Source organism: Microbulbifer elongatus (assembly GCF_021165935.1).
GTDB classification, from domain to species: domain Bacteria; phylum Pseudomonadota; class Gammaproteobacteria; order Pseudomonadales; family Cellvibrionaceae; genus Microbulbifer; species Microbulbifer elongatus.
Map to the genome: position 1 here is coordinate 236,022 of NZ_CP088953.1, position 13,462 is coordinate 249,483.

At 58.3% G+C, this 13,462-nt stretch carries 10 protein-coding genes; 7 read left to right on the forward strand and 3 right to left on the reverse strand.

Annotated features, from left to right (window positions below):
• Positions 1-42 precede the first annotated feature (42 nt).
• Positions 43-1,068 (reverse strand): UDP-glucose 4-epimerase GalE, encoded by a 1,026-nt coding sequence (gene galE, locus LRR79_RS01045; RefSeq protein ID WP_231758590.1) that lies wholly within the window; start codon positions 1,066-1,068, stop codon positions 43-45.
• A 393-nt stretch (positions 1,069-1,461) separates the two neighbouring features.
• Between galE and LRR79_RS01050 the strand changes: the two genes are divergently transcribed.
• From LRR79_RS01050 to LRR79_RS01060, 3 genes are all read left to right on the forward strand, one after another.
• Positions 1,462-3,384 carry a PrkA family serine protein kinase gene (locus LRR79_RS01050; RefSeq protein ID WP_231758591.1) on the forward strand — a complete coding sequence of 641 codons (1,923 nt, stop codon included), beginning with the start codon at positions 1,462-1,464 and terminating at the stop codon, positions 3,382-3,384.
• Positions 3,385-3,489: 105 nt separating this feature from the next.
• A complete protein-coding gene (locus LRR79_RS01055; RefSeq protein WP_231758592.1) occupies positions 3,490-4,770 on the forward strand; it encodes a YeaH/YhbH family protein in 1,281 nt (426 codons plus the stop codon).
• Positions 4,770-6,332 (forward strand): SpoVR family protein, encoded by a 1,563-nt coding sequence (locus LRR79_RS01060; protein ID WP_231758593.1) that lies wholly within the window; start codon positions 4,770-4,772, stop codon positions 6,330-6,332. The genes LRR79_RS01055 and LRR79_RS01060 overlap by 1 nt, the downstream gene beginning before the upstream one ends.
• A gap of 53 nt (positions 6,333-6,385) precedes the next feature.
• Here the strand turns inward: LRR79_RS01060 and LRR79_RS01065 are convergent, their stop codons facing one another.
• Entirely contained in the window at positions 6,386-6,949 is a 564-nt protein-coding gene (locus LRR79_RS01065; protein ID WP_231758594.1) for a response regulator, read from the reverse strand.
• Positions 6,950-7,479: 530 nt separating this feature from the next.
• On the opposite strand from LRR79_RS01065, the gene LRR79_RS01070 reads away from it, so the two are divergent.
• The 4 genes from LRR79_RS01070 to LRR79_RS01085 all read left to right on the forward strand — a co-directional run bounded on the left by LRR79_RS01070 (position 7,480) and on the right by LRR79_RS01085 (position 11,356).
• The gene (locus tag LRR79_RS01070) at positions 7,480-8,709 is read left to right on the forward strand and encodes a multifunctional CCA addition/repair protein (RefSeq protein ID WP_231758595.1); all 1,230 of its coding nucleotides are present in this window, start codon (positions 7,480-7,482) and stop codon (positions 8,707-8,709) included.
• Positions 8,710-8,745: 36 nt separating this feature from the next.
• On the forward strand, positions 8,746-9,471 hold the full coding sequence (locus LRR79_RS01075; RefSeq protein ID WP_231758596.1) for a pteridine reductase: 726 nt from the start codon (positions 8,746-8,748) through the stop codon (positions 9,469-9,471).
• Between the two features lie 33 nt (positions 9,472-9,504).
• Positions 9,505-10,080: a phosphoribosyltransferase gene (locus tag LRR79_RS01080; RefSeq protein ID WP_231758597.1), complete on the forward strand. Its 576-nt coding sequence runs from the start codon at positions 9,505-9,507 to the stop codon at positions 10,078-10,080.
• Positions 10,081-10,243: 163 nt separating this feature from the next.
• The gene (locus LRR79_RS01085) at positions 10,244-11,356 is read left to right on the forward strand and encodes an NADH:flavin oxidoreductase (RefSeq protein ID WP_231758598.1); all 1,113 of its coding nucleotides are present in this window, start codon (positions 10,244-10,246) and stop codon (positions 11,354-11,356) included.
• A gap of 69 nt (positions 11,357-11,425) precedes the next feature.
• Here LRR79_RS01085 and LRR79_RS01090 read toward each other — a convergent pair whose 3' ends face one another.
• On the reverse strand, positions 11,426-13,450 hold the full coding sequence (locus tag LRR79_RS01090) for a CocE/NonD family hydrolase (RefSeq protein WP_231758599.1): 2,025 nt from the start codon (positions 13,448-13,450) through the stop codon (positions 11,426-11,428).
• Between the last annotated feature and the right edge of the window lie 12 nt (positions 13,451-13,462).

Below are 13,462 nucleotides of genomic sequence, written 5' to 3' on the forward strand. Positions count from 1 at the left end.
CCCGGCATTTTTGCCGGGTTTTTTATTTCTGTTCACTCGCGATTACTTTCCATAGCCGTTCGGGTTCTGCGACTGCCAGCGCCAGGTGTCCGTCACCATCCGCTTCAGGTCAAATTCCGCCTTCCACCCCAGCTCTTTTTCCGCATAGGCCGGATCCGCATAGCACTCGGCGATATCGCCGGGGCGACGGGGCACAATCTGGTAGGGAATGTCTTTACCCGCAGCTTCCGCAAAAGCGCGCACGATTTCCAGTACCGAACTGCCGCGGCCAGTGCCCAGGTTGTAGGTGTAACAACCGGATTCGGTATCTGCCCGGCCTAATTTATTCAGCGCCGCCAGATGGCCACGAGCGAGGTCGACCACGTGGATATAGTCGCGCACACCGGTACCGTCCGAGGTGGCGTAGTCGTCGCCAAACACCTGCAGATGGGGCAGTCGGCCCACGGCCACCTGGGCCACGTAGGGCAGCAGGTTATTGGGGATACCCGCGGGGTCTTCGCCGATGGTGCCGCTCTCGTGGGCGCCAATGGGGTTGAAATAGCGCAACAGGCTGATTTTCCACTGTTTACCCGGTGCTTTGCACAGATCCCGCAGGATATCCTCTACCATCAGTTTGCTGGCGCCGTAGGGGTTGGTGGCGCCGGTGGGGAAGTCTTCCTGAATAGGAACCGTTGCCGGGTCACCGTAAACGGTGGCGGAGGAACTGAAAATCAGCTGCCGGACGCCCGCCTCTTCCATCACCTCACACAGGGTGAGAGTGCCTGCAACATTGTTCTGGTAATACCGCAAAGGCAGGGAAACGGATTCACCCACCGCCTTGAGACCGGCAAAATGCACCACCGCCTGCACCGGATACGCGCGAAAGACCTCCCCCAGCGCACGGGCATCGGTGATATCCACATGGTGAAACGGCACAGAATGCCCGGTAATAGCCTCTACACGGCGCAGGGCCTCTTCACTGCTGTTACACAGGTTGTCGACCACCACGGGCTCAAAACCCGCCTCAATCAACTCCACACAGGTGTGGCTACCAATGTAGCCCGCGCCCCCGGTTACCAAAATCTTCATAGGTCTCCTCAAACTGCTTTCCCTAGCCTGAATAATTACGCGCAGCCGGCCTGAGCCCACGGCCTCAAAATACCACCCGGCGCTACCGGTGCATTTTACGCCGAATACCCACCTCGCAAAACTGACGCCCTATTCTACCTATCTTGTGCCGATCCACCATTCAAGCTCACAGCGCTGACTATCCTGAAAGTGCGGGACCTGATAGCAGGCCCCCTGTTGCGACAGCTGCATCGTCGCGCAATCAATAGGTAATAAAGATAGCGTTCTCGCGCGTCAGCGCTCTTAAGCATTCGTTGCGAGATGTATTCGCGGTCATCACACGCTGCAGCGCGGTAGGTACTCCACGGCAGGAGACCGTTTACTGACGCGGTACGCTACAGGGAGTCGTAAACCATGTCGATATTCAATCACTACCTGGAACGCTATGAGTCGATTCAGGAGGAAGAACTCACCATCCAGGAGTACCTGGAGCTGTGTAAAAACGACCGCAGCGCCTACGCGTCACCCGCCGAGCGCATGCTGATGGCTATCGGCGAAGCCGAGCTGGTGGACACCTCCCGCGACCCGCGTCTCTCGCGCATCTTTTCCAACAAAGTGATCAAGCGCTACAAGGCGTTCAGTGAATTCTACGGAATGGAGGAAGCCATCGAGCAGATCGTTTCCTTCTTCCGCCACGCGGCCCAGGGCCTGGAAGAGAAAAAACAGATTCTGTATCTGCTGGGCCCGGTGGGCGGCGGCAAGTCCTCTCTGGCAGAACGCCTGAAAGCACTGATGGAACAGATCCCCATCTACGCCATCAAGGGCTCTCCGGTATTCGAGTCACCGCTGGCACTCTTCTCTCCCAGTGAGGACGGACAGATCCTGGAAGAGGACTACGGCATCCCGCGCCGCTACGTGAATACCATCATGTCTCCCTGGGCGGTGAAACGCCTGCATGAATACCAGGGTGATATCAGCAAGTTCAAAGTGGTGAAACTGCGCCCGTCGATTCTCGACCAGACCGCGATTGCAAAAACCGAGCCCGGCGACGAAAACAACCAGGATATTTCCGCCCTGGTGGGCAAGGTGGATATCCGCAAGCTGGAAGACTTCCCGCAGAACGACCCGGATGCCTACAGCTTCTCCGGCAGCCTGTGCCGTGCCAACCAGGGCATGATGGAATTCGTGGAAATGTTCAAGGCGCCGATCAAGGTGCTGCACCCTCTGCTGACCGCCACCCAGGAGGGCAACTACAACAGTACCGAGGGTCTTGGCGCCATCCCGTTCAACGGCGTGATCCTGGCGCACTCCAATGAATCCGAATGGCAGTCTTTCCGGAACAACCGCAACAACGAAGCGTTCCTGGACCGCATCTATATCGTCAAGGTGCCCTACTGCCTGCGAGTGCAGGAAGAGATCAAGATTTACGACAAGCTGCTGGAACACAGCTCCCTGTCGAAAGCCCCCTGTGCGCTGGACACCCTGCGCATGCTGGCACAGTTCTCGGTACTGTCGCGGATCAAGAACCCGGAAAACTCCAGTGTTTTCTCGAAGATGCGGGTATACGACGGAGAGAATCTGAAAGATACAGACCCGAAAGCGAAAACCATTCAGGAATACCGCGACAATGCGGGCGTGGATGAGGGCATGAATGGCCTGTCCACCCGCTTCGCCTTCAAGATTCTGTCCAAGGTATTCAACTTTGACGCCACCGAGGTGGCGGCCAACCCGGTGCACCTGCTGTATGTACTGGAGCAGCAGATCGAGCAGGAGCAGTTCCCACCGGAAATTCAGGAGAATTATCTGGGCTTCATCAAGGAATATCTGGCGCCGCGGTATGTGGACTTTATCGGCAAGGAAATCCAGACCGCTTACCTGGAATCCTATGCGGAATACGGCCAGAACCTGTTCGACCGCTATGTGACGTATGCGGACTTCTGGATTCAGGATCAGGAATACCGCGATCCGGAAACCGGCGAGATTCTCGACCGCGCAGCCCTCAACGAAGAGCTGGAGAAAACCGAGAAGCCGGCGGGTATCTCCAACCCCAAAGACTTCCGCAACGAGATCGTCAATTTTGTACTGCGCGCCCGCGCGGGCAATCAGGGCAAGAACCCGGACTGGCGCTCTTACGAGAAGCTGAAAGCGGTGATCGAGAAGAAAATGTTCTCCAACACCGAGGATCTGCTGCCGGTTATTTCCTTCAATACCAAGGCCTCTGCAGACGACCAGAAAAAACACGCGGACTTTGTCGCGCGCATGGTTGAGCGCGGCTATACCGAGAAACAGGTTCGCCTGCTTTCCGAGTGGTATCTGCGGGTACGCAAGTCTCAGTAACTGCTGACGGGTTTGTGCCTTGAAGCCCTGCGGTGGCGCACCAGCCGCTGCAGGTATTCGAGGCGCGCCGTGAACCCTCCCCTGAAAGCAATATAAGGCAGTACTATGAGTTACATCATCGACCGTCGCCTGAATGGCAAAAAGAAAAGCACCGTCAATCGTCAACGTTTTTTGCGGCGCTACAAATCGCATATCAAAAAAGCCGTCGGCGAAGCCATGAACAGCCGCTCCATTACCGATATGGGTGCCGGGGAAAAGATCAGCATTCCCACCCGCGACCTCAATGAGCCCATATTCTCCAATGGCCGCGGCGGCCACATGGAACAGGTACTGCCGGGCAACAAGGAATTCGTCACCGGTGACCGCATTCCGAAACCCGGACAGGGCCAGGGACAGGGTAGTGGCGGCAGTGGTGCCAGCGATAGCGGCGAGGGCATGGATGAATTTGCCTTCCAGATCTCCCAGGACGAATTTCTCGAGTTTATGTTCGAGGGCCTGGAACTGCCGAATATGGTGAAACGCAAGCTCGCCGGAAACGACTCATTTCAGGTGGTGCGCGCCGGTATCAGTAACGAGGGCACCCCCGGGCGCCTGAACGTGGTGCGCTCCATGCGATCGGCCAACGCACGACGCATTGCGCTGAGTGGTGGTAAGCGGCGCAACCTGAAACTGCTGGAGCAGGAGCTCGAGGCTGAGGAAAACAAAGACACGGCGCTGCGCGATCAACGCAAGGTGGATGAACTCAGGCTGCAGATCCAGGATCTGAAAAGCCGTATCAGCCGCATTCCCTTCCTCGACGATTTCGACCTAAAATACAATCTGCTGGTGAAACAGCCACGCCCCAGTTCCAAAGCGGTCATGTTCTGCCTGATGGATGTGTCCGGTTCCATGAACCAAGCTACCAAGGATATGGCCAAGCGGTTTTTCCTGCTGCTGTACCTGTTCCTGCAACGCAGTTACGAATACACCGAAGTGGTATTTATCCGCCACCACACCAGCGCCAAGGAAGTGGACGAACAGGAGTTTTTCTATTCCCGGGAAACCGGCGGCACCATTGTATCCAGCGCCCTGAAAATGATGCGCGACATCATGCGCGATCGCTATCCCGCCAGTGAGTGGAATATCTACGGCGCCCAGGCGTCCGATGGCGACAACTGGAACGACGATTCCAGTACCTGCCACAAAATCCTGATCGACGACATCATGCCCCACGTACAGTACTACTCCTATGTGGAAATCACCCCCCGTGATCACCAGGCGTTGTGGGATGAATATCAGAGTGTGGCTCAGGTGTTTCCGGAGCACTTCGCCATGGAACAGATTATCGATGTCGGGGACATCTACCCGGTATTCCGCCAGTTATTTACCCAGAAGGTTGCCGCCTGATGCTTGATACAGCACAAACGAACAAGCAGCCCATCTCCACCACCTCCGAGTGGACTTTCGAACTCATTCAGGAGTACGACCGGGAAATCGCGCTGCTGGCCAAGGAATTTGGCCTGGACACCTATCCCAACCAGATTGAAGTCATCAGCTCCGAACAGATGATGGATGCCTACTCATCCGTCGGTATGCCGGTGGGTTACAACCACTGGTCCTTCGGCAAGCAGTTCATCAGTGTGGAAAACAATTACCAGCGCGGGCGCATGGGCCTGGCCTACGAGATTGTGATCAACTCCAATCCGTGCATCGCCTACCTGATGGAAGAAAACACCATGACCATGCAGGCGCTGGTGATTGCCCACGCCAGTTACGGTCACAATTCTTTCTTCAAAGGGAATTACCTGTTCCGCACCTGGACCGATGCCAGCAGTATTATCGATTACCTGCTGTTTGCGAAAAACTATATCGCCCGCTGCGAAGAGCGCTACGGGGTGGACGAAGTGGAATCCCTGCTGGACAGCTGTCATGCACTGATGAATTACGGAGTGGATCGCTACAAGCGCCCCTACCCGATTTCCGCCCACGAGGAAGAGCGCCGTCAGAAAGAGCGCGAGGAGTATCGCCAGCGCCAGCTGAACGATCTGTGGCGCACCATTCCCAAGCTGGGTGCCGGCGAAGAGGAAGCGCCGGTGCAGCGGTTCCCCGATGAACCTCAGGAGAACATTCTCTACTTTATCGAGAAAAACGCACCGCTACTGGAGAACTGGCAGCGGGAGCTGGTGCGCATCGTCAGAAAAATGGCGCAATATTTTTATCCACAGCGCCAGACCCAGGTAATGAACGAGGGCTGGGCCACCTTCTGGCACTATACCCTACTCAACGAACTGCACGCCCGCGGTAAGGTCACCGATGGCTTTATGATGGAGTTTCTTGCCAGCCATACCAGCGTGATCTATCAACCTCCGTACGACAGCCCCTACTATAACGGCATCAACCCCTACGCCCTCGGCTTCAGTATTTTCACCGACCTACGCCGTATCTGTGAGAATCCCACCGACGAAGACCGGGCCTGGTTCCCGGATATTGCCGGCAGCAACTGGAAAGAAACCCTGCAGTTCGCCATGCGCGACTTCAAGGATGAAAGTTTTATCCTGCAATTCCTGTCACCCAAGGTGATGCGGGATATGAAGCTGTTCTGTATTTCCGATGACGATCGGGAGAAGGAAATCGAGGTGGGTGCCATTCACAACGAGGATGGCTATCGGGAACTGCGGGCAAAACTGGCAGGGCAGTACAATCTGGGCAACCGGGAACCCAATATTCAGGTATTTTCCGTGGATACCCGAGGCGATCGCTCCATCACGCTGCACCATACCCAGCACCAGCGCCGCCCACTGGGTAAAGATACGGGTGAAGTGCTGAAGCATCTACATCGTCTTTGGGGGTTTGATGTGCACCTGCACAGCCTCAACGGTGACGAGGTCACCGCGAGTTATCACTGCCCGGAGATCGGAAGAGACCGCTCTGAAGAGGAAGAGTCTATGCTGGTACCCAAGCCGATCTAGGATCGGCTTGTGGAAGTACCCAGGAATTACTGGCGCCCGTCGCTCGCCGGTAATCAGGCGTCCAGCAACAGGTTGACGCGCCCTACCAGCTCCGTGCGATCGCAATTGGCCGCAACCACCGCGTCCGCACCAGCATCCAGCCAGCGCTGCTGATTGGAGTCCCCTTCCGGCGCGATCAGCAGAACGCTCAGAGAAGAAAACTCACTGCGCGAACGCAGCATATCCAGAATCTGGAAACCATTTACCCCATCGAGATTGGCGTCCAGCACCAGCATGGCCGGTTTACCGCAAGCGAGCATGGCGCCCGCACTGAAGGAGTCGCTTGCCAGGTCCACTTCACAACCGGCCTGTTGCAGCTGCTGGCGACCGCCGATCATTTCCGGCGAGTCAGACACCAGCAACACCTTGCGGGTGGCAGTGCCCAGTTCCGCAGGTACCGGCATGGCGTTGTCGCGCAGAAAGCCGACAAAGTCTTCCACACAGATGCGGTGGTCACCCCGCCCCGGAAGCTTGTAGGCCTTCAGCTGACCGCGCTCAATCCAGCGGATAACCGTACGGAAATTTACCCCGCAGTACCGGGCAGCTTCCCCGGTGGTGAGAACATGCACTTCGCTCATCTTATTACTATCCCCCACGAATCGCGCATTTAGTTATTAATTATGCTGAATTAAACCAAATAAACAGGCGTTAATTCTATGCCTATATATATTTAACGAACCAACTGACATATCCCTCAATAAAAGTTTGATAGCCACGGTTGACAGTTATGACAGGTTACATAAAATGGTCACATGTTGTCGTAGGTCATTTAATCCTCGATAACAGGCGCTATCTACCTCGATCCTGTAGCCTTTTGTAACGAAGTAAGAGCTACTCGGTTTATTCGGGAACATACGGCGTATACGAGCTTGTTGGGATTCTCTCTTCACGAATACCCTAAGACCCTAGGCCCCCTTGTATTTTCGGGGCCTTTTTTTTATCTTCCCAGCCCACGAATTTCCTAATATTTACCTGAGCTGGCGCCTGAATTGGCGCGTTTTATCTCAGGTTTAGCGGCATTTATGGCACTTTCCGCCTTTTCCTCCCAATCCCGGCCATTTGCCTCGGTCACCGAAGCAGTTTTGCCCCTTTCTCCGAGATTCCGCCGATGAAGGTGTACCTGGTTGGCGGCGCCGTCCGTGACAAACTCCTGCAACGACCGGTGCACGAACGGGACTGGGTGGTGGTGGGCGCGAGCGAATCCGATATGCGCGCGCGTGGCTTTCGCCCGGTGGGCAAGGACTTCCCGGTATTCCTGCACCCGGACACGGACGAGGAATACGCCCTGGCCCGCACCGAGCGCAAGAGCGGTCGTGGCTACGGCGGCTTTACCGTCCACGCGAGCCCGGATGTCACCCTGGAACAGGATCTGCAACGCCGGGACCTCACCGTCAATGCCATGGCGGAGACCGCAGACGGGACCATTATCGACCCCTACGGTGGGCAAGCAGACCTGAGTGCCCGCACATTACGCCATGTTTCCACCGCGTTCGCCGAAGATCCCCTACGTATTCTGCGAGTTGCCCGCTTTGCCGCTCGCTATGCCCCCCTCGGATTTACCATTGCCGATGAAACCATGACGCTGATGCGGGCCATGGTGGATGCAGGGGAGGTGGAACACCTGGTAGCGGAGCGGGTGTGGAAGGAAGTGAGCCGGGCGCTGACGGAGCCACGGCCGGATATCTTTATCAGTACCCTACGCGACTGCGGCGCTCTGGAAATACTGCTGCCGGAGGTGGATTGCCTGTTCGGAGTACCGCAGCCGGTATTGCACCACCCGGAAATCGATACCGGGGATCATGTACTGCGCGCGCTGCGCCAGGCGCCCGCGGACTTACCCGTGCGCTTCGCGGTGCTGGTGCACGATCTGGGTAAAGGGGTCACCCCCGAGCACGTGCTGCCCAGCCACCGCGGCCATGAAGCCGCAGGCCTGCCGCTGGTGAAAGGGGTATGCAAGCGACTGCGCGTTCCCAATCCGATTACCGCACTTGCTCTCGGGGTATGTGAATACCACCTGCACTGCCACAAGGCGTTTGAACTGCGGCCACAGACCCTGCTCAAATTACTCCGCGCCCTGGACGCCCTGCGCAAACCGGAGCGATTCGAGCAGTTTCTGGAAAGCTGCGAGGCCGACGCCCGTGGCAGACTGGGGCTTGAAGACCGCGATTACCCTCAGGTCGACTACCTACGCGCAGCGCGCCAGGCGGCCGCCGATGTAGACCCCCAGGCCCTGATCGCCGAGGGGTTCGCGGGAGCCGAACTGGGCAAGGCTCTGGACCGCGCACGCCTGCAGGCGCTGGCCCACCTGAAAGGCAGCTACGGCGCCCCTCAGGCTTAACCGCCCATTCACCGTTTACCTGCCCACGGAGTACCCATGGCCACAGCCCTCATCACCGGCGCCGCCGCCCGACTCGGTCGCGCCACTGCCGAAGCGTTGCACCGGGACCATCAGGTCGTTATCCATTACCGGCACTCTGCGCGAGCGGCCCTGGAACTGGTGGACACCCTGAACCAGCGCCGCCCCGGCTCTGCCGCCGCGGTTCAGAGCAACCTCGCCAGTGCCGACGACTGTCAGCAAATGGCCGATGCGGCGCAGGCCTGCTTCGGGGAGGTATCGGTACTGGTCAATAACGCCTCCGCGTTCTACCCCACCCCCATCGGCGGCGCCAGCGAACAGCAGTGGGAAGAGTTGATGGGCAGTAACCTCAAGGCCCCGTTCTTTCTCAGCCAGGCGCTGGCCCCCGCGCTCGCGGAACAGGGTGGTTGCATCGTCAACCTGGCAGATATTCACGCGGATAAACCCATGCCCGGCCACACCATCTACAGTGCGGCCAAGGCCGGGCTGGTCATGATGACCAAAAGCCTGGCACTGGAACTGGCACCCCGGGTTCGCGTCAATGCCGTCGCCCCCGGTGCGATTCTGTGGCCGGAACAGGAGAGTGAAGGCTATAACAAGGAACAGATACTGGCGCGCATCCCCATGCAGCGCAGCGGTGACCCCACAGACATCGCCCGCACCGTGCGCTTTCTGGTTGCCGATGCCCCTTACATCACCGGCCAGGTGATCGCCGTGGATGGCGGTCGCAGCCTGAATATATGATTGATTATCACCACTAGAGCCCGAGGTATTTCAGTGAGCGAAAAACTGTTTATTTCTGCCCAGTCCCTGCTGGACGACGCCTATACGCTGGCTCTGAAAGTGGTGGAAAGCGGCTTTCGACCGGACTATATCGTCGGCGTCTGGCGCGGCGGCGCCCCCATCGGCATTGCAGTGCAGGAGATGTTCGACTTCCTCGGCTTCCATGCCGACCACATCGCCATCCGCACCTCTTCCTACTACGGTGTCAATCAGCGGCAGAAAGATGTGAAAGTGCACGGTCTCACCTATCTCATCAAGCAGGTGGAGTCCCATGAGAAAATGCTCATTGTCGACGACGTTTACGATACGGGACTGAGCATCCAGCAGGCGATCAAGGATATGCAGAAAGCGTGTAAAAAGAACACGCCGGAAATTCGTATTGCCTGCCCCTACTTCAAGCCCAGCCGCAACCAGACGGATATGGAGCCACACTACTACCTGCACGAAACCGACCAGTGGCTGGTATTTCCGCACGAACTGACGGGATTGAGTGAAGAGGAAATTCTTGAAAACAAGCCGGAGCTACGCAAGCACGAGGCACTGCTGCGTAAACTCAAGAACGGCAACTGACCATGCCTGCCTCTTCTCACTGCAGGGCAGGCTCCTATATCAAGCTGTATCAGAGACTATCGCAAGAGCGGAAATATCAACGCCCTTTACGCTTAAGATAATCCCCTGACGCTCCGGTACGCGCTAGAGTGCCCCGACTGTAACGCATCAACCGGAGCCAATCATGCGCCATTCCCTCGACAGCCTACTGCGCCCTTTCGAGCACAAGTCCCTCAAGCTGCGCAACCGCGTTGCCATGGCCCCCATGACCCGCACCGCCTCCCCCGGCTACGTGCCCAATGAACAGGTCGCCGGCTACTATCGCCGCCGCGCCGAGGGTGAAGTGGGGCTGATCATTACCGAAGGTACGTTCGTCGGTCACCCCGCGGCCAACGGCTACGAGAATGTCCCGGCCATCTACGGCGATAAAGCCATGGCGGGCTGGAAAAATGTCGTCGATCAGGTGCATGCAGCGGGCGGCCAGATTATTCCGCAACTGTGGCATGTGGGCTCCGTGCGCAAGGAAGGCACCGGCCCGGACAAATCTTTCCCCACCCATTCACCTTCCGGCCTGTTCAAACCGGGCAAGCCCAACGGACAGGCGATGAGCAAACAGGATATTCAAGACACCGTCAAAGCCTTCGCCGATTCCGCACGCGCGGCCAAACAGGCGGGTTTTGACGGAGTGGAAATTCACGGCGCCCACGGCTATCTGGTGGACCAGTTTTTCTGGGAAGGCACCAACCAGCGCGACGACGAGTACGGCGGTTCACTGGAAAACCGCACCCGTTTCGCGGTGGAAATCATCGAAGCTGTGCGCGATGCGGTGGGTGAGGACTTCGCCATCGTACTGCGCTACTCCCAGTGGAAACAGCAGGATTACGAAGCGCGCCTGGCGCAGACACCGGAGGAGCTGGAGCGTTTCCTGAAGCCGCTGGTCAACGCCGGTGTGGATATCTTCCACGCTTCGACAAGACGTTTCTGGGTGCCGGAATTTGAAGGTTCCGACATGAACCTGGCGGGCTGGACCCGCAGACTTACCGGCAAACCGGTAATCTCCGTAGGTAGCGTCGGCCTCGACGACGACTTCATTGGCGGCAACAACCAGGGCATGGGCGGCACCGCCAACCCCACCGGCCTGGACGAACTGGTACGTCGCATGGACAACGACGAGTTCGACATGATCGCCGTGGGCCGCGCACTGCTGCAGGATCCGAACTGGTTACAGAAAGTGAAGCAAGGTCGCGAGGAAGAGATCGTGCCGTTTACCAAGGAGGCACTGGCCAGCCTGAGCTGAACCGACACGGCCGGGGAAATTTCTTCCCTGGTCGTACCCCTTCATTCAGGTATCGCACCGGCTTCTCCCCTACAAAAAATCCCGCGGAATCTTCCGCTGCCAGTTTTCCGTATACACCCGGCAATCGCCCTCCCAGGCATCCAGCTCCGCATGGATATAAAAATAGGATTTATCCGCGGTCAGTACGGTGCGGGTGGTGGTGCGCACGGACCAGTCGCCGCGGCGGAATATACGCTCGGTGCGGGTCTCCCCGCGCAGGCTGTCAAAATCGTCTCCCTGAAAGCTGTACCAGTTCCAGATACGGTTGGCCACGTCGGTATCGGTTTCCTCGAGGTGCTTCAGACCCTCGTCCTTAATCACCTCGAGCACCGACCGGTCCAGTGCGAGATCCACATGCACCAGCCAGTTGTGTTCCGGCGGTTCAAGAATTGTGACCGGTGTGGGGGGCGCGCCTTCCGCCTCTTCGAACCGCACCGCGCTATCCCGGGGATGAGGCTCCCGCTGGGGTAATAGCAGGCGACTTTTCGCGGGGTACACGGTCAGGCGCACGGGCTCGGGTGGCGGCCATGCCAGGGCCCAATATGAGGTGGAAAGGCTGAGCCGCAGTCGATGACCGACGGGAAAATTCTGGCCGATATTGTTCATCGGTACCCGCACCCGGTATACCCTGCCGGGCTGCAGTTTTTCCGGGGCGCCGTGACCGCGGTGGTGGGTAAGATTGAATAACCCGTAAGTCACCCGCGTCGCCTTACCGTCCGGGGCAACATCGGACAGGCGCGCGGCAACCATCGCCACCGGCCTGTTGCAGGCGAGCTCCAGCTCCACCACCGGTGCGCCGAGAATTTCTACACTCTGTTCCAATGGGGCACTCTGGAATACCAGCGCCCCGCCGTCTTCCTGACGCTGATCGTGGGGCAGATCTGGCGCATAGGTATAAGAGCACCACTTGCCGGCCATCAAGCCAACGGATAACGGCGACTGCACCTGTACCGCCGCATCCGCCGGGCAGGGTTCATCCCCGGGGAACAGAATGCGGTGGCTGTCGAGATCGTAGGGCACCTGACGGATACGCGGTGCCGGCCACACCGTTTCCGCAACCCAGCGCCCCGGGCGAGTTTTGTAAAAGGTCGTGGGCGGTACGCTGTCCTGCATCCAGGCACGCAACATGGGCTCCTCGAGAATGCCGGTGTCACGCCCCTTGAGCCAGTGGTCCCACCAGCGCAATGCCTCCTGAAGAAAGCCGATGGCCGGGCCCGGAACACCCTGGTGAGGGTATTTGTGTCCCCAGGGTCCGATCAACCCCAGGCGAGGTACCTGCAAATGTTCCAGCAGGCGAAATATCGCATTGGTGTAGCCGTCGGCCCAACCCCCCACCAGCATGACCGGACAGCGAATGGCCGCGTAATGCTCGCTGACGGAACCGTGCTTCCAGTATTCGTCGCGGTACTGGTGCTGTAGCCAGGTATCCAGCCACAGACCGCTGCCTTTCAGCCGCTGCATCCACATTTCCCGCCAGCGGTCGCCCACCAGATCCGGGTCCGGGGGACTGCTGTTGGCGGTAAACATGGTAGTGGCTTCGGACAGGTTATCGGTGAGCAGGCAGCCACCCATGTAGTGCATATTGTCCAGGTACAGGTCGTCGGTGGAGCAGGCGGAGATCACCGCCCGCAGCGCCGGTGGTGCCAGGGAGGCTACCTGCAAGCCGTTAAAACCGCCCCAGGAGATCCCCATCATCCCCACGTTGCCGTCGCACCAGGGCTGCTCTGCCAACCAGGCAATCACCGCGGCCCCGTCATCCAGCTCCTGCTGGCGGTACTGATCCACCATCACCCCTTCCGAATCGCCGCTGCCGCGCAGGTCTACCCGCACGCAAGCATAGCCATGGCCGGCAAGATAGGGATGCATTACCGAATCACGCAGCCGGGTCAGGTCCCGTTTGCGATAGGGAATATATTCAAATATTGCGGGTACCGGCTCGTATTCTGCGCTCTCCGGCAACCAGATTCTGGCCGCCAGCCTGCACCCGTCCGCCATGGGAATTTCCACATGCTCGTGGGTCATGACCTTGTATGGAAAACTGTGGACGACCTTCATTCCACAAGGCCC